The organism is Bacillus sp. 95MFCvi2.1 (assembly GCF_000374965.1).
Taxonomy (GTDB): Bacteria; Bacillota; Bacilli; order Bacillales; family Bacillaceae_G; genus Bacillus_A; species Bacillus_A pseudomycoides.
Genome location: NZ_KB895696.1, coordinates 35,474 through 53,644, shown reverse-complemented (window position 1 = coordinate 53,644; position 18,171 = coordinate 35,474). Strand labels below are relative to the sequence as shown.

Below are 18,171 nucleotides of genomic sequence, written 5' to 3'. Positions count from 1 at the left end.
CCTCTCTTTATCTATTTGACTACTTTCATTATAGGTGATGAAGAAAGCGGAAATCAAAACATACTTCTTATACTTTGTCCATATATATGGAGGAGAAAGGGGAATGACGATGGATGTAAGACAAACTTTTTTCTCTCTTCTCATTACAACTTACTTTATTGCATTTGGAGTAATGCTTGGTGGTTCTTTAATCGGAGGAATTGGAGCATTTCTTGTTGGAAAACCAGCTCTTACTGCCATAAAACAATTCGCAGAAAACTTACGTATTTGGGCACTCGTTGCAGCAATTGGCGGAACTTTTGATACATTTTATAGCTTTGAACGAACCTTTTTCGAAGGTGCCACAAAAGATATTGTGAAACAAATTTTACTTATTTTTTTCGCAACAGGCGGCATGCAAACCGGCCTTATTATTATTAAATGGATTACGCAGGATCATGTATGAGGGTTCCAAGCGCTACAATAGCTAAAAAGTGGTATTTATTTTTAGGTGGCGCTGCCGTTGGAGGGATTTTGAGTTGGTTTATTTTTTTGTACATATACGGCGTTTTTCAAGAAGATTATGCAAAAAAAATTGTGTTTCAGGAAACGGAAATTACAAGGCTAAAAAAGAATCTTCATGTTCTTACGGAAGATCGTACTAAATTAAATGAGGAAAATAAAAGCCTTTTAACGATCCAAGAAATTAAAATTGAGATTCCGAATCATGATAAATACGATTTAGACCGTGTTACTCTTGAAAATATGATTACTTCTCTTCAAGAAGACCTCCAGCACCTCGTAACAAAAAACGTTCAAAGCGTAGCAAAAAACAAAGAATTGTTAATAAAAACAATTGAAAATAAAGTATACAAACATTATGACCGAAGCTACCGCTTTAAAATCGAAACAATTTCCTTTGATACTGTGCTCGAAATTAGCATCAATATAAAACAAGAAAAGTAGAGCTTCTGAGCCCTACTTTTCTTGTTTTTAACACATGAAGTACTTGTTTTATTTACAGATCTCACACAAGTCCGCGAAAAGACGATCTGCTTCTTCCCAAGAAGATGCTTTCGCACCAGAAGCCATCGGATGACCTCCGCCGTTATACTGCATCGCTAATTTATTAATTACCGGTCCCTTTGAACGAAGACGAACGCGAATCACATCTTCCTCCTCTAGAAATAGAACCCAAGCTTTTAATCCATCAATATTGCCAAGCGCTCCAACAACACCAGATGCCTCTGAAGGAAGTACATCAAATTCTTCTAGTACTTCTTTTGTCAGCTTAATATAAGCTGCACCTTCCTCTGTCATCGTAAAGTTTTGTAAAATGAATCCATTTAAACGAGCGATTTTCTCTTTCGTTTTATACATTTCGTTATATAACGCTGGAAAGTCCACTCCCATTTCTACAAGCTCGCCTGCATAGCGAAGTGTTCTTGCTGATGTATTTGGGAATAAGAAGCGACCTGTATCTCCAACAATCCCAGCTAAAATAAGACGAGCCGCTTCTTTTGAGATTGTTAAACCTTTATCTTTTCCGTAAGAGTAAAACTCATAAATAAGCTCACTTGTAGAACTTGATGTCGTATCAACCCACGTAATGTCCCCGTATGGATCTTCATTTGGGTGATGATCAATTTTAATAAGCTTCTTTCCTTTTGTATAACGCTGATCACAAACACGCTCTTGGTTCGCTGTATCACAAACGATAACAAGCGCATTTTCATAAGTCTCATCATCAATTTCATCCATTACTCGTAAATACGATAAAGAAGGTTCATTGTATCCAACCATATAAACCTTTTTCTCTGGGAACGATTCTTGAAGAACGGTTCCTAACCCACATTGTGAACCTAATGCATCTGGATCTGGGCGCACATGACGGTGAATAATAATCGTATCAAACTCTTTAATCGCTGTTAAAATTTGTTCGTGCATATGTATAGTCTCCTTTTTATTGATTTCTACCTCTGTAATCAATTTTCTCACTTTATCCTTCATTATAACTGAAAATAATTTATCCATGTGGACAATTGCTTTATAATAATAGTTAGAAAGTTTCGATAATGTTTTTTGTTTTCACTTAGCATGGGGCTGAAACAGAATCTGACCGCCTCTATGCATGAACGGATCCTCTCTCCCAACTAAAACGATGGGGTTTCAGTTCAGTTTTATCCAGTTTATTTTCCCACCATATCAGTCTCGGCTATGGAAACAAAAGGGATTCTCCACTCATTCCCTCCCTTTATTTTCACTCGGCATGGGGCTAAAACAGGCACTAACCGCTTCTATGCTTGGGCGGACACTCTCTCCCAACTAAAACGATGGGGGTTTATTTTTAAATTTACCTAAATACAAACTAACGGAGGATCATATCATGCCAGTATTAGTCTTTTGTATTATCATCTCATTTATGTTGTATCTCTTCTATAAAACAAAATATTTTCGTACAAATCGTCCGATGGAAAAAGGATGGCTTGCTGGAAAATCCGCAATGGCGCTCGGTGTATTCGTTGCGCTATTTGGTGCAAACCAATTTTTCTTAGAACTCTCTACCGCACGTATTATCGTTGGCGTGTTATTTATCTTATTTGGTGGTGCGAGTATTTTTAATGGATTCCGTCAGTATAAACATTTCTCACCTCTTGCAGTCGAAGAAGCAGAAGCGTATAAAACAATGTAAAAAGCATCAGCATTTATGCTGATGCTTTTTACATTGTTTTATTTTTAAAATCATATATGCAACAAATGCAGGTGGAATATTAAAAGGATTTCCTTGCACGTGAAAATGTAATTGTTCTTCTTCAAAAGACATATTTTTATACAACTCTTGTTGTGAAAGCTTTGTTTGTTGTTTTTGCTCATTTAGTCCTTCAATGTAAAGATACTGAATAGGTATCATGGCAAGAAAATAAAACAATGCAACACCACCAAAAAAGAGCAACTCTGATGACATAGTGAACACCATCCTTTTTTCTTTATATATATCAATTATCTGATAATTCAATTATACTACAATCGAACTACCAAATAAAGGGAGGTGTTAGCGTTTGGATTAACAAAATTAACCCGTTTCTTATGTAATTGTGCATTGTTCCTTTTATCGTCATTGGTTTAGGTTTATGCGTTAATCATGAAGAAAATTTTCTTAGCTCCTATCATCACGCTCATTCTAAACGCTCTATACGAAATTTGGCATACGAAACATTACTATCCCGATTCTCCTATCACCTTTACTTCATGGAATATAATCTTCCTCACCATTTCATTACTATTAGCTGTATTCATACACTTTTATAAAAAAATGGCTGAATGAACATCTCACCATAAAAGGGATTCTTCATTCAGCTTTTTTCCATACTTATCGGTCAATCAGCTGCACCATTAATAGCGCTTTCCCAACAACCTCTCCTCCGTGACGCACTTCTACATCTACCTTTCCAAATTTACGACCGATTTCTAATACCTTTGGATGTACAGAAACAACATTATCAATCTGCACCGGCTTTACAAAATAAATTGTTAAATTCTCAACAATTGAATCGCTTTTTTTCTGCGCACGGATGGCGCGATTTGTTGCTTCTGTGACAACGGTTGTAAATACACCATATGATAATGTTCCAAATGAACTCGTCATTTGTGGTGTCACAGAAAATTGATAACTGTGTTCATTCTTTGCTTCTTTCGGAGTCACAAATTGATTTGTGACGATATCCTCAATCGTTTCTCCAACTTGCGGTTGACGTTGAATCATTTGCAATGCTTGAAGTACATCTTGACGGCTAATAATCCCTTGCAATCGGTTGCTTTCATCGACAACAGGAAGAAGTTCAATCCCTTCCCATACCATCATGCGCGCTGCCGCTGCAACAGACATTTTCCCATTCACTGTAATCGGTTGCTTTGTCATCACTTTTTCAATTGGTGTTTCTTTTGCGATGCCAATCATATCTTTTGAAGTAACAATTCCTAATACCTTTTTATTTTCATCTACAATTGGATAACGCCCATGCATTGTTTCTTTATTATACGCATGCCATTGCGCTACTTTATCACTAGGTTTTAAATATAACGTTGCTTCAATTGGCGTTAAAATATCTTCAACGAGTACAATTTCCTTTTTGATAAGCTGATCATAAATGGCACGGTTAATAAGCGTTGCTACAGTAAATGTATCATAGCTACTTGAAATAATCGGCAACTTTAATTCATCTGCTAACTTTTTCACATGATCTTCTGTATCAAATCCACCTGTAATTAATACTGCAGCTCCTGCTTCTAATGCTAGTTGATGTGCATTCGTACGGTTACCGATAATTAGCAAGTTCCCTGCTTCTGTATAGCGCATCATCGCTTCTAATTTCATGGCCCCAATCACGAATTTATTTAATGTTTTATGTAACCCTTCTCTTCCTCCAAGCACTTGGCCATCGACTATATTGACCACTTCGGCATATGTTAGTTTTTCAATATTTTCCTTTTTCTTTTGTTCAATTCGGATTGTTCCGACACGTTCAATTGTACTAACATATCCTTTATTCTCTGCATCTTTAATCGCACGATAGGCCGTTCCTTCACTTACACTCAAATCTTTTGCAATTTGGCGCACAGAAATTTTATGCCCTACCGGTAGGCTATTAATATGTTCTAAAATTTGATTATGTTTGGTAGCCAAATGGTTTCACCATACTTTCTTTTCCCTAAATTCTTCATGTGTTGTATTTTTAGTATACTATATTTCCGAAACTGTTACACTGTACTTTTATGTATCTGTACTATTTTTTTTATAACAAAAATGACCCTTACATTCTATCAGTCACATTCTTACACCAGTGTAAGACTATTGTCATCTCATTCGATGGTTTGTTTTCTAGTTCCAAGATACAATAAAGACAAGAAATCAAACGAAGGAGCGAATGAAAATGAAAAAATTTTTAGAAGTTGTAGGTGCTGTATTTTTAGCTTTCGTTGATGGCAAAAAAATTGCAATGGAATTAAATGAAACACCGGAACAAACATTACTGGAAATAAAAGAAACACCAAAACAAGCACAGACTTTCAAACCTATTTTACACACATAAAAAACCCTTCACTTGTCTTTTCAAATGAAGGGTTTTTTATAGTGTAATACTTTCTCCAGCTTCTAATACCTTACCTATACTACTTGTTAGTTTTTGGACAAAAAGATGCGGGTCTTGCTGGATAATTGGGAACGTATTATAGTGCATCGGCACAACTGTTTTAGCACCAATCCATTCCGCAGCTAACACTGCATCCTCTGGTCCCATTGTAAAATTATCACCAATTGGCAAAAATGCTACATCAATGTTATTAAGAGCACCAATTAACTTCATATCGGAAAATAAGGCAGTATCTCCCGCATGGTACACTGTTTTCTCTTCTGCCGTAAATAAAATTCCAGCTGGCATTCCTGTATATGTAATCGTCTTGTTTTCTTCATCAATATAACTAGACCCATGGAATGCTTGTGTAAATTTCACTTTCCCAAAATTAAACACATGTGAACCGCCGATATGCATCGGATGTGTATTTACACCTTGCCACCCTAAAAATGTTGCGAGTTCAAACGGCGCTACAACAACTGCATTATTTTTCTTCGCAAGTGCTACTGTATCACCGACATGATCACCATGGCCGTGCGATAAAATAATCGCGTCTACCTTAACATCTTCAGTCTTTAAATCTGTTTTCGGATTACCTGTTAAAAACGGATCAATTAAGATAACCTTTCCATTCGTTTCAATCTTTACAACTGAATGCCCGTGATAAGATACTTTCATTGTTACATTCCTCCTTATTCACATTCACACCTTCTATTCTACATGATTTCACAATTTCCTGTCTTTTCAAACAGCGATTTGCTTGTCATAACACTTTCATCCGATGTAAAGTTATATATGTAATTAAAATCTCGGAGGTGCGAATTTATGAATACTAGATTAGAAAACTTAATGCAATGGCTACAAGAACAGAACGTGGAAGCTGCATTTTTAACTTCTACACCAAACGTCTTCTATATGACAAACTTCCATTGCGAACCACACGAAAGACTACTCGGTCTATTTGTATTCCAAGAAAAAGAACCAATTTTAATTTGTCCTAAAATGGAAGAAGGTCAAGCTAGAAACGCTGGCTGGGCACATGAAATTATCGGATTTACTGATACAGACAAGCCATGGGATATGATTGCAAAAGCAATCGCAGATCGCGGCATTGATGTAAATGCAGTGGCAATTGAAAAAGAACATTTAAATGTAGAGCGCTATGAAGAATTAACAAAATTATTCCGGAAAGCATCTTTCAAATCCGCTGAAGAAAAAGTACGCGAACTTCGTTTAATTAAAGACGAAAAAGAACTTTCTATTTTGCGTCAAGCAGCCCACATGGCAGACTATGCTGTTGAAATCGGTGTAAATGCAATTGAAGAAAATCGCAGCGAATTAGAAGTGTTAGCAATCATCGAACATGAAATGAAGAAAAAAGGTATACATAAAATGTCCTTTGACACAATGGTATTAGCAGGTGCAAACTCTGCCTTGCCACACGGTATCCCAGGTGGAAACAAAATGAAGCGCGGTGACTTCGTACTATTTGACCTAGGTGTAATCATTGACGGTTATTGCTCTGACATTACACGTACAGTCGCATTTGGCGATCTTTCAGAAGAACAAACACGTATTTACAACACTGTACTAGCAGGACAATTACAAGCGGTTGAAGCTTGTAAACCAGGCGTTACACTTGGCGAAATTGACAATGCTGCTCGCTCTGTTATCGCAGATGCAGGTTACGGAGAATTCTTCCCACACCGTCTTGGTCATGGACTTGGCATTAGCGTACACGAATATCCAGATGTAAAAGAAGGAAACGAGTCTCTATTAAAAGAAGGCATGGTCTTCACAATCGAACCAGGTATTTACGTACCAAACGTAGGTGGCGTTCGTATTGAAGATGATATCTACATCACGAAAGATGGATCAGAAATTTTAACGAAATTCCCAAAAGAATTACAGTTTGTAAAATAAGAAAAAAGGTAGCGAATACGCTACCTTTTTTAAATACCATTTTTCTCTACGATTTCAAACTGATTAACAGTCATTTTCCCTGGGTAACTTTCAAGTATCTTAGAAAACCATACTTTTATTTTATATCCTGATTTCAACTGTTTATATGCATTTTTATCACCAAAATGTAGAATCGTGTCCGCTGGGGTATCCAAATGTTGTTGTAGCTCCACATACTCCTGCAACCCTTTTTTCGTTTTGAACTTTTTGTTACTAATGAAATATACAGTTGTATTTTTCACTATAACGTATCCTTCCATAACACCTTTTTCTGTTTGTTGTTGTATATTCACCGGCTCATTCTCAGTTTGCTCATTACGTGTACATGCTGTTAATATCACGAAAGAAACGGTACATAAAACATACACACACAACATCCATGTGTTTCTCTTCATTTCATGCCTCCATTATAGAAACTTCATTAATCAATCCTATTTCTAACATTTTTTGTTCGTCTCTAATCGTTTTTTTGAAATCCTCAATAAATGATTGACTTGTTGAAGAAAGGCATTTATTTCTTGTATATTCTCCGTTTCTATCATAACATTAAAATACAGAATTTTCTAAATAAAAAGGAGAGATTACATGCAACAACTTAAAAAACAATTAGAAGAAATAAAAGCTAACCAATACGCCATAGATTCCACGATAGACATTCAGGATTTAAGTTCAAAAATGCTCCAACATATCGGCACACCAGACGGCTATTTACGAGACAAATTAATCTATACGACCTTTTGGCACCTCATCATAAATGACCATATTACACAAACTCAATTACAGCACTTATTATCACAAAGTATAAGCGAACAATATTTATTTTATAAAATCACTACAGAAGATAAAGATGCTGTGTTCACCCGATCATTTACAACACTATTAATTGCTTTAATCATAAACGCCGATACAAAACATAACTTCTTATCACCGTCTGACATATTAGATGTGAAAGACAAATTAATTTTATATATGAACCAAGAACATGATTTTCGCGGATATGTTAACGACCGAGGTTGGGCTCACAGCATCGCTCACGTCTCAGATACATTCGATGAACTTGTTATAAACCCGAAACTTGAAGTCTTCCATTATCCTGAAATACTACAAACCTTGTTAGAAAAGATAAATGTGCATACAATGTATTACAAGTACGAAGAAGATGAGCGAATTATCACTCCTATCATTGCCATGCTGAAAAATGGTTTAGATGAAAAAGAACTCATTGCAGCCTTACATTCCTTAGTTAATCAAATGCAAATTCAAAAAGCAGAATTATCTATCGTGTCTTATGAAACGTTGTATGGAAATGTAAAATCATTCTTACGAAGCCTATTCTTTAGATTAAGAACCTTATCCATGTGTGAAGAAGCGGAGAAACAAATTGAAATATTATTAAAAGAGTTAAACAGATACTACTAAAAAAGAAGGCTACTTAAAAAGTGCCTTCTTCCATCTCACTAATATTTAGTTGAAACTTTACAATCCAAACTGAGAAAAAGTGTATACAAATCGCAATGGCCATACATGTCCCGCTCAAAAAAGTTAAAATCGGGTGCGAGTATAAATGCCCTAAACCATAAGACGTTCCAATGAAAAACATTGTTATGTAGATGTAGATTGCTCCATGTATTTGCTTCATATAGGCCCCCTTTTCTCCATATTATACCATAAATTTTCAGATTATTCTAATTAATGTTTCGTAATCAATATTTCTCAACTGTTACACCTCTTACAGCTGCTTTTATATACGGTGAACTTTGTAAATCTTTTAAATCCTCTGTTTTTCCTGTTACGACTACGCCGTAGATCGGTAAGTCTTTGGGCTTGATATTTTTTATTTCTTTATAATATTGATTGAAATAATCACTTGGTATCCCTTCACTATTCTCTGCTAAATACTTCATTTGATACAGAAATTCTTTTGAGTTTCTTGTTACATCATTTTTAATATTTTCTTGTGCTTTTGCGTAACTCCCCTCGAATCCAAATACATCGATAGCCATTACAGTATTTAATACCGCTCCACTCTTCGGATCTTTTAATCCTACATATGTATCCGCATTTTTTTCATTATATGTATCTGTCCAAAACCAAACAGGTTGTATATTTTTAGGTAACATCTCTACAATTTGCTCAGCTGTATATGCTTTATCAAAAGATAACGCTACTTCCGCAACTTTATTTTGTAACTCTCCCATATCCGCTAAATCATTCACATAATTTTCATACGTAACAAAAGGTAAATAAAATCGCATCTCTCTTTGCATTGTTTGAACATTATAATCTGGTAATTTGATATTCTCCTCCTCTTTATTCACCTCTTCCTCATCTAACCTAACAAGATCACCATCATAGTGCATCATCCTATAATTCCATAAACCTGATTCATACATCTCATTTGCCCATTTTACTGGTTGTCCCGCTATATTTTTATAAGAGTTATATATGATGGTTCGACCTGTCATACTATTACTTAAATCAACACTGCCACTAAAGCGTATATTCGGTCCTTGGACAGTATGTAACGCAGCCACTTGTCTTTCCATCCTTTCAAAAGTTTGTTGTGAAAAATATGTTGTTCCTAAAAACAGTCCTACGATAACTACAACAGACGCACAAATAGAAATAATCCAGTTTCGCAGAAGCTGTTTCCTCTTTGCCCTCTTCATCAATGCATTCATCTGCTTCTCATCCATATCAAGTTCAAAATCTTTCCGGCTCATCGCCTTTCCTCCTATACAATTTCTTAAATTGATTTCGTGCTCGGTACAAACTTGTTTTCACTGTATCTTCTTTCACACTTAATAAAACGGCGATTTCTTTATAAGAGAGCTCATATTCATATTTCAGCAATAACATATGCCGATAGTCTTCTGTCATCGACTCTAATATTTCTTGTACTTCTCCTTGAAGCTCACTTGTTAGAAGAACTTCATCTAATGACTTTTGACCGATTAAAACAACTGATTCAATCGCAATTGGATTCAATCTTTGTTTCTTTCGATACAAATCGCGGTGCTGATTAATCGCAACACGGAATAACCACGGTGTTAATCGTTCTAACGGTATTTCCTCCATAAGTAGAAGAGCTTTATACAACGTATCTTGTACAATATCTTCTGCTTCTTTTCTTTCTGCGCCAATTTTAATTAAGTAACTATAAACTGCCTTCGATTTTTCTATTAATAATGATTCAAACGTTTCATGACTCATTCTGCTCTCCTTCCTATATACTCAACGTTTGAGAGCTTGAAATGTATACAAGTTTCTGCTGAAAATTTTTCACAAATAAAAAAGCCCATCTATTCTGATGTGCTTTTTCGTATATACAAAGAATACTATTTTATTATTTCATCGCCTCTTTGACAACATCTTGAATCATGACAACTTCTGTTTTCATATGGTCAGCAGGTGCTTCCTCATCAATACATTCATACCAAAATTCCAAATGCTTTTTATCAACTTCGTGCCGAGAAGCTTCGATAGCTATCCCGCCTTCTCCTTGGACAGAATACCAATACAAATATTCTTCTCCATCTCTTATTTCCCGGAAAATTGTCTCTACATACATTTTCTCGTCGTTTAATGTCAATAACACTTCTTTCATATGATCATTTAGCATCTTCATCCATTCATCAACACGGTGACTTTTCCCTGGCTTCACTTTGAATCTTGTTAATTCGACATTCATGTTTTATCCCTCTACTTTCTTACGTACATATAAAACATATTCCATTGGATGGTCAAAACCTAGTTTACTAGCAAGTCTTTGTGAGGGTATATTATCCACATTACAATCCCAGCACGGCGTAATACTATTTTGTATACAATGTTCTATGAAATAAGTTGCGACTAATCGAGCGAGCCCTTTTCCTTGATAGTCTGGATTTGTTGCGATATCAATTTCAGCAAAACCATTACTTCTAAAAATTGAGACACATTCAGCCACTACCTTTTGATCTTGTACAATACAAAATCCAAAACCACGCTTCAAAAACACTTCTTTTGATCCCCAATATTCTGTATAATACTGTTCCGTAAATTCAGTACTTTTTTCGATTATGTTTTTATCAATCCGCTTAACTTTGTATGTAGAATCTTCTAATTCTCTTTTTCTATCTTCAAAGATATCTCTCTGAAATAGAAATTTTTTTCGAGGGATTTTTCTAAAAGAATCCTTGAAATGATTTTCAATAATGCTTTCCCACTCTATGCTAGAAACAAATAATGTGAATCGCTTCTCCGTTGTTAAAACATCATTTTCAATATAAGAAAACAAAGTGTGTTGAAATTCCTGATCATGTGTATCTCCAAACAGATAGTAAATGCCATTAGCAGTCGCAATCATTCCTGTTGTTAATCTCTCATTTACAAAAATCTCACCATCTATTATTCGATCACATACTGCATAAGCAAAAGTAGATGTCTGTTTGTTATCTTCTAAAACTGGAAGAATCGTATGATATTCTGCTAACGCTAACTTTCTCATACGTTCTCCACAATAACGGTATCCGCATCTAAGTTTTCGAAGCAAAGATTAACAGTGCGCTGTAGTGCCCTTGTTCGGTGAACGGTACCGGCTGGAATTAAAATAGAATCGTTTGGTTTTAATACAGCTGTATCCTTATCTTGAAAATCGATAAGTAATTCTCCCTCGAGTACTATAAATAATTCATCCGAATTCGAGTGAAGATGCCAATCATATTCCCCCGTAAACACAGCAATTCGTAAACAATGACTATTCACATTCGATACAACAAAATTTTTGTGCCTTTCTGTAATATCTTTTGTGAGTTCTAAAAGATTCACTTTCTCCATTGTTCTCCTCATCTCCTAGTGATTTATTATTTTCCCCAAAACCATCCAAGTGCAATAATCATCATACAAACCCAAAAGCCGATTGTTCCAAAATCAATATCTTTTTCCTGTTTTTTCTTCCTTACCTTTTTTACTTCTTCTTTTAACTCTTGTACACTTTGTTCTAATTTAACAATTGCTTCTTTCATTTCATTCAGTTCACTGTTCTCTTGTACTTTTTCTTCTGACTCTTTTGCTAAGTTCATTGCTATGCACCCTTTTCGCGACGTTCTATTCCATTCTAATGATCTCGTTTTTCCAAATCTATTTTTGCCTTTCATCATTCTGAAAAATAAAACATTTCAAAGTAAATTACTTTCAGTTTTAATCCCCACCACCTCCGCAATCTCCACCCCCACTATCACTTGCACTACTACAATCGTTATCGCTGTAATTTACAAATCCACTTGATGAGCTGGAGGAATAGGAAGAGCGTTTCCTTTTCCGCTTTCTTTTCTTATCTTTTTCACTTTCACGGCTTGGCCATACTTTATCAAACACTACAAAAAACATACCGAATGGTACCAAAAAAGCAATGCCCTGTAAGATGTCTTCCAAAAATTCAGGTCTTATCTCTATCTGATAAAATACACCTAACACAAAAAAGCATACGATTACATAAATGACCATACTAATATATCTGGCTATTTTCTCTATACTAAGAACCAACTTCTTTTGAAATGATATATTCGTTTCCTGCTTTTTCTTTATATATTTCTGCCTTCTTATTTGTTTTTTCTTGCTACTTTTTCTCCCCATTTTATCCCCTCTCTAAAATCTATCTCACATATATAATTTCAAACTATCATAAGAGGAATCGTATTAACAAGAAAAAAATTCCATTCCGATAAATTTCCAAACAAAAAACCCTCCTTATCACAAGGAGGGCCTCATCTAATATTTATTATGATAAAGCAGGAGCTTTTTCAAGAAGCTCTTTCGCATCAGCGTATTGTAAGCCGTGTGCTTCTGCAACTGCTTCAAATGTTACATAACCATCTAATGTATTAATACCTTTTAATAATGCAGAGTTGCCTAGGCAAGCTTGTTTGTAGCCTTTGTTTGCAATTTGCACTGCATATGGTACTGTTACGTTTGTTAATGCAAGAGTTGATGTACGTGGAACCGCACCAGGCATATTTGCAACTGCATAATGAACAACGCCGTGTTTTTCATAAGTTGGGTTATCATGAGTTGTAATGCGGTCAGTTGTTTCGAAAATACCACCTTGGTCAATCGCGATATCTACTACAACAGAACCTGGCTCCATTGATTTAATCATTTCTTCTGTTACAAGTTTTGGAGCTTTTGCACCTGGAATTAATACTGCACCGATTACAAGATCAGATTCTTTTACAGCTTCTGCAATGTTATATGGATTAGACATTAATGTTTTGACTTGATTGCCAAAAATATCATCTAATTGGCGAAGACGTTCTGCACTTAAGTCGATAATTGTTACGTCAGCACCTAAGCCTACTGCGATTTTCGCTGCGTTTGTACCAGCTTGGCCACCGCCGATAATTGTTACTTTACCGCGTTTTACCCCTGGAACGCCTGCAAGTAAGATACCTTTGCCGCCTTTATTTTTTTCAAGGAATTGCGCACCAATTTGTGCAGACATACGACCAGCTACTTCACTCATCGGTGCAAGTAGTGGTAAAGAACGATTGTCTAATTGTACTGTTTCATAAGCGATTGATACTACTTTGTTGTCAATTAATGCTTTTGTTAATTCTGGTTCTGGAGCTAAGTGTAAGTATGTGAATAAAATTAAACCTTCGCGGAAATAACCATATTCGCTTTCTACTGGCTCTTTTACCTTCATAACCATCTCTTGATTCCATGCTTCCTCAGCAGTTTCAACAAGTTTTGCTCCAGCTTGTACGTACTCTTCATCTGTAAAGCCAGATCCTAAACCTGCACCCTTTTGAACAAAAATTTCATGACCATTGTGTACCAAATGTACAGCACCAGCTGGCGTCATTGCCACGCGGTTTTCGTTGTTTTTAATTTCTGTTGGAATACCGATACGCATTATTAATTCCCCCTTGAGTTATGAAATGACCCCTGAATCATTTTTTAAAGCGCTTTCTACGCTCTTATATTCTAACATAATATCTCAATATTTGACAAAAAATAATGCGAGTTTTCCGATAGATTTTGCCCCTCATTAACGGACAGTAATATCTCCCTCTCAAGATGAAAAAGCCCCAAAATCAGGTGGGGGATACACTATCCATAAATGCCCGATTGGTGAGGGCTAACCATCATTGAGGGATAAAGCTCCCCAATGATGGAAGTTTCACTTTATCTATTTTTGTCGATATCGGTGAATAACATCAACTGCCCCTGTTACTTCTATAATTGTGCCTGTAATCATATCGGAATCTTCTTCGCATAGAAACGAAATTGTTCGAGCAATATCTTCACCTGTTCCAGATCTACCAATTGGTGTTCTAATGTCTTTCATCGTACGCGCCTGCTGAATTGTCGCCTCTTTCATTTCACCAATAATATCTCCTGGACAAACCATATTCGCTGTAATGCCATATTCCGCTTCTTCATAGGCAATTGTTTTCGTTAACGAAACAAGTCCTACCTTTGCAGCCGCAAATGCAGAACGGTACATCCAGCCAGGTGCACTATCTGCCCCTTGAAATCCGTAATTGATAATGCGACCAAAATGCTGCTTCCTCATAATGGGAACGACAAGTTTTAATAAACGGAACACTGCTGTTAAATTCCCTTGTATCATTTCATTCCATTCATCTTCTTCGTAATCAATTAACTTTTTACGTTCAAACACATAAGGACCTGCATTATTAATCAAAAAATCAATTTTGCCAAAACGGCTAATTGCTTCTTCTACTATTTTATGTAAATCTTCTTTTTTCGTGACATCTGCTTGCACAAACTGTAGACGTTCTTCTATATTTTTATACTTTTCTTTCATTGTTTCTACAGCACTCGTATCGCTATGATATGTTACAGTTACTGAATATCCTTTAGCTAATAAATTCTCTGTTACTTGCTTTCCTAAACCTTTCGTACCGGCCGTAATGAGCGCGTGTCTCACAAACATGCCTCCTTTTAAATTGCTATACTTCATATGTAACAAGTTCTCCCTACAATTACAACTAAAAAGAATTGGAACAGAGTTTTCAAAATTCTGTAACGTTTCTGGCAAGCACGTTACCATATTTTGTTTTATAATTAAGTTGTAAAAGCTTATAAAAACGAATTGGGAGGAATCTACTATGAATAATACATATACAAATATTTTAATTGCAGTGGACGGTTCCAAAGAAGCAGAAAAAGCCTTTAAAAAAGCAATTCAAGTCGCAAAGCGCAACAACGCAATATTAACAATCGCTCATATCGTTGATGTAAAAGCATACTCTGCTGTAGAGGCATATAGCCGCGCAATCGCTGAGCGTGCAAATCTCTTTGCAGAAGATTTATTAGAAGACTACAAAAAGACTGCAACTGAAGCTGGCCTTGAAAAAGTAGAAACTGTATTAGAATTCGGTAATCCAAAATCTAAAATCTCAAAAGAAATTGCTCCAAAACAAAAAGTAGATTTAATTATGTGTGGTGCAACTGGTTTAAACGCTGTAGAACGATTCTTAATCGGTAGCGTCTCTGAACATATTATTCGCTATGCAAAATGCGATGTCCTTGTTGTTCGTGGTGAAGAAGAGCAAGGTGACATTTAATAAATAACGAAAACACCAAGTCTTATGCAGACTTGGTGTTTTTTTATTTTATGTATTTTCCAATAAATATAAAACATGCTATACAGACTATGACAATTGCATATAAGGATGACGGTAAAAACTTCATTGCCCATAATCCCATTGTAATGGTTGCAAGTGTCAAATAACTCATTTTCGCATAGTATGTCATTTTTTTTCGTAAAAGAACTACATATAAATAACCAATTGGTGGTGTAACCAAACAAAGAATGAAGATAAGTGTTGAATTGAAATACCATTTTTGTTTAGCAAGTTGCTCCATTTCTTCTTCTATTATTCTATCCTCTTGTTCCTTTATATCTTTTTCAAAAGGATCCTCATCTTCCCCATTCTTTTCACTCATATAAGGAATAAAGTGAAAAAAGAAATAATAGAAAAACATTGTTGCTCCAAGCTTTAAATCGAATCCCTTTTCCGCTATACGTTCACTTACAAAACTCAGGACTATTGGAAAAACAAAAACATATGTCATCATCCAAAACGTTTTTTTTCGCTTTGTCCGTTGCCTCTCTTGTTCATTTTGTTTCTGCTTTTTTCTATATATCCAGAGTGAAATACAACAATCCATTACAAGTATACAAAAAATAAATAGGGCGATATACGTAGGTTTTATATATTGTAAAGTAACAATGGCAGGAAAAGCATATTTAAGTATAATAGCCGTATATAAAATAATAACAAACCTATAAAACAACTTCATCTTCCCTTCTTTTTTAATGTCCTAATAACGAAATGTTAACATATAAAATACAGGTATTGTTATACAATAAGGAAATTTCGGTTACGCTAAGAAAAAACGAAACGAGGGCTACTACATGGGAGATCACGAACGAATTATTTTAGATGTAAATGATGAAGAGCTGGAAATGCTCGATACGATCTGTTCGCATTTTAAAGAAAAACATGGCGTTGAGCTGAGCCATGGTGCACTCCTCCGTGATTTGATGGATATTGAGTATATTCGTATTACAGAAAACAGACATAAATATGAATAAGGAAAAATGACATAACATTACACTTATTAGAGGATATACAAACGTATATCCTCTTTTTTCATAATAAAAAGACATTCATTACGTGACAAAATCACCTTACTGAACGTCTTTTCAATCACTTTTATATGATTATCTTTATGCCTTTTTAACAAATTCAGATTTTAATTTCATAGCTCCAAAACCGTCAATTTTGCAATCAATATCATGATCTCCATCAACTAAACGGATACTTTTTACTTTTGTACCTATTTTTATAACTGATGAAGTTCCTTTTACTTTCAGGTCTTTGATTACTGTTACAGCATCACCATCATTTAAAATATTTCCATTTGCATCTTTAACAACCTTTTTACCTTCACTGTTTTCAGTTTCTGATTCTAAAGCCCACTCATGAGCACACTCTGGACAAACAAAAAGACTTCCATCTTCATAAGTATATTCTGAATTACATTTCGGGCAGTTTGGTAAGTTTTGCATACTTTTTTATTTCCTCCATTATAAAAATTACTTTCAATTCCCTTTCTTATATCCTCGTAAACATAACAATTACGAAATTGAAATTCACAAGAAATAGGGATGTTCCTTATATACTGCCATAGTATTTCCAGATTGACAAGCCAGCTTTATATGAACATGTTTTCTAAAAAATAAAAGGAGAGTACATCGTATCATGCGCTCTCCTTTTTCTTACTCCTATGTCGGTACGGTTAACGTAGATTTTCAAATATACGACCTCATATGAAGAGTTGTTTTAGCATTAATTCCCCCTCCTGAAACACAAAACAGTCACACTAATGGTATAATTAGGAAAATCAGAATGAATACATAAATTCATCTCACCGTATCGCTGAAGCATCACCTTTCATACGCTTGAAGATTTGGCGCGTAATAGAATGGAGGAGTCTAATAAATGAAATCTGAAAGTATCGCAAAACATTTCCATACATTACATCAGCAAAGATCTCAATTTCTCCCTAAACTACAATCACTTCCGCAAGAAGAACTATGGCATCGAAATGAAAATGGGAAATGGTCGATTGGGGAACATCTCTACCACCTGTACTTAATTACAAAAATGCTAAAAGTTGCAATTAAGTTTTCTTTGACACTTCTTCCCTATGCCAAGATCAGAAGAAATGCCCCGTTTGCAACTGAAATACATGACATCTATGCAGAATACAAAGAAAAAAACGGTAAAGGAATGAAGGCTCCTTGGATTCTAGTACCATCAAAAAAAATCTATTATTCTATGGATGGTAAAGAACTAGAACGATTGCTAGTAAACGAAACAAATGCAATCGAAGTATGCGTTCAGAATATAGAAGAAAATATCGCGGGGCACATTGTATTTTTGGATCCAATCGCTAAGTATCCAAACCTAATTCAAGCCATTCAACTTTTAGCGATACATGAGAACCATCATTTTTTAATCATTGAAAATATCTATAAAACGATGCATGCACGTAGTATAGAAGTGTAAAAGCACTA

Annotated in this window: 26 protein-coding genes; 9 read left to right on the top strand and 17 right to left on the bottom strand. The window is 35.3% G+C overall.

The window, feature by feature from the left end:
* Positions 1-109: 109 nt before the first annotated feature.
* The gene (locus tag C568_RS0111735; RefSeq protein ID WP_026008455.1) at positions 110-445 is read left to right on the top strand and encodes a YtrH family sporulation protein; all 336 of its coding nucleotides are present in this window, start codon (positions 110-112) and stop codon (positions 443-445) included.
* Positions 442-945, top strand: coding sequence for a sporulation membrane protein YtrI (gene ytrI / locus C568_RS0111730; protein ID WP_018764469.1), 504 nt, complete (start codon positions 442-444; stop codon positions 943-945). The genes C568_RS0111735 and ytrI overlap by 4 nt, the downstream gene beginning before the upstream one ends.
* A gap of 48 nt (positions 946-993) precedes the next feature.
* On the opposite strand, the gene C568_RS0111725 is transcribed toward ytrI, so the two are convergent.
* Positions 994-1,926 carry a DHH family phosphoesterase gene (locus tag C568_RS0111725; protein WP_018781620.1) on the bottom strand — a complete coding sequence of 311 codons (933 nt, stop codon included), beginning with the start codon at positions 1,924-1,926 and terminating at the stop codon, positions 994-996.
* Positions 1,927-2,365: 439 nt separating this feature from the next.
* On the opposite strand from C568_RS0111725, the gene C568_RS0111720 reads away from it, so the two are divergent.
* The gene (locus tag C568_RS0111720) at positions 2,366-2,671 is read left to right on the top strand and encodes a YtpI family protein (RefSeq protein WP_006096165.1); all 306 of its coding nucleotides are present in this window, start codon (positions 2,366-2,368) and stop codon (positions 2,669-2,671) included.
* 6 nt (positions 2,672-2,677) lie between these two features.
* Here the strand turns inward: C568_RS0111720 and C568_RS0111715 are convergent, their stop codons facing one another.
* On the bottom strand, positions 2,678-2,944 hold the full coding sequence (locus C568_RS0111715; RefSeq protein WP_018781619.1) for a DUF3949 domain-containing protein: 267 nt from the start codon (positions 2,942-2,944) through the stop codon (positions 2,678-2,680).
* Positions 2,945-3,349: 405 nt separating this feature from the next.
* The gene (locus C568_RS0111710) at positions 3,350-4,663 is read right to left on the bottom strand and encodes a DRTGG domain-containing protein (RefSeq protein WP_018781618.1); all 1,314 of its coding nucleotides are present in this window, start codon (positions 4,661-4,663) and stop codon (positions 3,350-3,352) included.
* 247 nt (positions 4,664-4,910) lie between these two features.
* Here C568_RS0111710 and C568_RS34705 point away from each other — a divergent pair, with 247 nt between their 5' ends.
* The gene (locus tag C568_RS34705) at positions 4,911-5,069 is read left to right on the top strand and encodes a hypothetical protein (protein ID WP_018764474.1); all 159 of its coding nucleotides are present in this window, start codon (positions 4,911-4,913) and stop codon (positions 5,067-5,069) included.
* Between the two features lie 36 nt (positions 5,070-5,105).
* On the opposite strand, the gene C568_RS0111700 is transcribed toward C568_RS34705, so the two are convergent.
* Complete coding sequence (locus C568_RS0111700) at positions 5,106-5,789, bottom strand: metal-dependent hydrolase (RefSeq protein WP_018781617.1); 684 nt, start codon at positions 5,787-5,789, stop codon at positions 5,106-5,108.
* A 147-nt stretch (positions 5,790-5,936) separates the two neighbouring features.
* On the opposite strand from C568_RS0111700, the gene pepQ reads away from it, so the two are divergent.
* On the top strand, positions 5,937-7,034 hold the full coding sequence (pepQ, locus tag C568_RS0111695; protein ID WP_018781616.1) for a Xaa-Pro dipeptidase: 1,098 nt from the start codon (positions 5,937-5,939) through the stop codon (positions 7,032-7,034).
* A 29-nt stretch (positions 7,035-7,063) separates the two neighbouring features.
* Here the strand turns inward: pepQ and C568_RS0111690 are convergent, their stop codons facing one another.
* Positions 7,064-7,468: a DUF3221 domain-containing protein gene (locus C568_RS0111690; protein WP_018781615.1), complete on the bottom strand. Its 405-nt coding sequence runs from the start codon at positions 7,466-7,468 to the stop codon at positions 7,064-7,066.
* A gap of 190 nt (positions 7,469-7,658) precedes the next feature.
* Here C568_RS0111690 and C568_RS0111685 point away from each other — a divergent pair, with 190 nt between their 5' ends.
* Entirely contained in the window at positions 7,659-8,492 is an 834-nt protein-coding gene (locus C568_RS0111685; RefSeq protein ID WP_018781614.1) for a DUF2785 domain-containing protein, read from the top strand.
* A 13-nt stretch (positions 8,493-8,505) separates the two neighbouring features.
* Here the strand turns inward: C568_RS0111685 and C568_RS0111680 are convergent, their stop codons facing one another.
* From C568_RS0111680 to C568_RS0111635, 10 genes are all read right to left on the bottom strand, one after another.
* On the bottom strand, positions 8,506-8,712 hold the full coding sequence (locus C568_RS0111680; RefSeq protein ID WP_018781613.1) for a hypothetical protein: 207 nt from the start codon (positions 8,710-8,712) through the stop codon (positions 8,506-8,508).
* Between the two features lie 64 nt (positions 8,713-8,776).
* Positions 8,777-9,796 (bottom strand): anti sigma factor C-terminal domain-containing protein, encoded by a 1,020-nt coding sequence (locus tag C568_RS0111675; protein WP_018781612.1) that lies wholly within the window; start codon positions 9,794-9,796, stop codon positions 8,777-8,779.
* On the bottom strand, positions 9,777-10,286 hold the full coding sequence (locus C568_RS0111670) for an RNA polymerase sigma factor (RefSeq protein WP_018764481.1): 510 nt from the start codon (positions 10,284-10,286) through the stop codon (positions 9,777-9,779). The genes C568_RS0111675 and C568_RS0111670 overlap by 20 nt, the downstream gene beginning before the upstream one ends.
* Before the next feature lie 133 nt (positions 10,287-10,419).
* On the bottom strand, positions 10,420-10,764 hold the full coding sequence (locus C568_RS0111665) for a DUF6176 family protein (RefSeq protein ID WP_018764482.1): 345 nt from the start codon (positions 10,762-10,764) through the stop codon (positions 10,420-10,422).
* A 3-nt stretch (positions 10,765-10,767) separates the two neighbouring features.
* Positions 10,768-11,562, bottom strand: coding sequence for a GNAT family N-acetyltransferase (locus tag C568_RS0111660; RefSeq protein WP_018781611.1), 795 nt, complete (start codon positions 11,560-11,562; stop codon positions 10,768-10,770).
* Positions 11,559-11,891 (bottom strand): cupin domain-containing protein, encoded by a 333-nt coding sequence (locus C568_RS0111655; protein WP_003201081.1) that lies wholly within the window; start codon positions 11,889-11,891, stop codon positions 11,559-11,561. The genes C568_RS0111660 and C568_RS0111655 overlap by 4 nt, the downstream gene beginning before the upstream one ends.
* A gap of 26 nt (positions 11,892-11,917) precedes the next feature.
* On the bottom strand, positions 11,918-12,214 hold the full coding sequence (locus C568_RS0111650) for a phosphodiesterase (protein WP_231398710.1): 297 nt from the start codon (positions 12,212-12,214) through the stop codon (positions 11,918-11,920).
* 40 nt (positions 12,215-12,254) lie between these two features.
* Entirely contained in the window at positions 12,255-12,689 is a 435-nt protein-coding gene (locus C568_RS0111645) for a hypothetical protein (RefSeq protein ID WP_006096153.1), read from the bottom strand.
* 145 nt (positions 12,690-12,834) lie between these two features.
* Positions 12,835-13,968: an alanine dehydrogenase gene (gene ald / locus C568_RS0111640; protein WP_003201075.1), complete on the bottom strand. Its 1,134-nt coding sequence runs from the start codon at positions 13,966-13,968 to the stop codon at positions 12,835-12,837.
* A gap of 276 nt (positions 13,969-14,244) precedes the next feature.
* A complete protein-coding gene (locus tag C568_RS0111635) occupies positions 14,245-15,042 on the bottom strand; it encodes an SDR family oxidoreductase (protein ID WP_029427204.1) in 798 nt (265 codons plus the stop codon).
* Positions 15,043-15,190: 148 nt separating this feature from the next.
* Between C568_RS0111635 and C568_RS0111630 the strand changes: the two genes are divergently transcribed.
* Positions 15,191-15,649: a universal stress protein gene (locus C568_RS0111630; RefSeq protein WP_003201067.1), complete on the top strand. Its 459-nt coding sequence runs from the start codon at positions 15,191-15,193 to the stop codon at positions 15,647-15,649.
* A gap of 43 nt (positions 15,650-15,692) precedes the next feature.
* Here the strand turns inward: C568_RS0111630 and C568_RS0111625 are convergent, their stop codons facing one another.
* Entirely contained in the window at positions 15,693-16,163 is a 471-nt protein-coding gene (locus C568_RS0111625; protein ID WP_231398708.1) for a hypothetical protein, read from the bottom strand.
* Between the two features lie 340 nt (positions 16,164-16,503).
* Between C568_RS0111625 and C568_RS0111620 the strand changes: the two genes are divergently transcribed.
* The gene (locus C568_RS0111620) at positions 16,504-16,683 is read left to right on the top strand and encodes a hypothetical protein (protein WP_000502255.1); all 180 of its coding nucleotides are present in this window, start codon (positions 16,504-16,506) and stop codon (positions 16,681-16,683) included.
* Positions 16,684-16,818: 135 nt separating this feature from the next.
* On the opposite strand, the gene C568_RS0111615 is transcribed toward C568_RS0111620, so the two are convergent.
* Complete coding sequence (locus tag C568_RS0111615) at positions 16,819-17,160, bottom strand: zinc ribbon domain-containing protein YjdM (protein ID WP_003201064.1); 342 nt, start codon at positions 17,158-17,160, stop codon at positions 16,819-16,821.
* A 433-nt stretch (positions 17,161-17,593) separates the two neighbouring features.
* On the opposite strand from C568_RS0111615, the gene C568_RS0111610 reads away from it, so the two are divergent.
* Positions 17,594-18,163 (top strand): DinB family protein, encoded by a 570-nt coding sequence (locus C568_RS0111610; RefSeq protein ID WP_018781609.1) that lies wholly within the window; start codon positions 17,594-17,596, stop codon positions 18,161-18,163.
* Positions 18,164-18,171 lie beyond the last annotated feature (8 nt).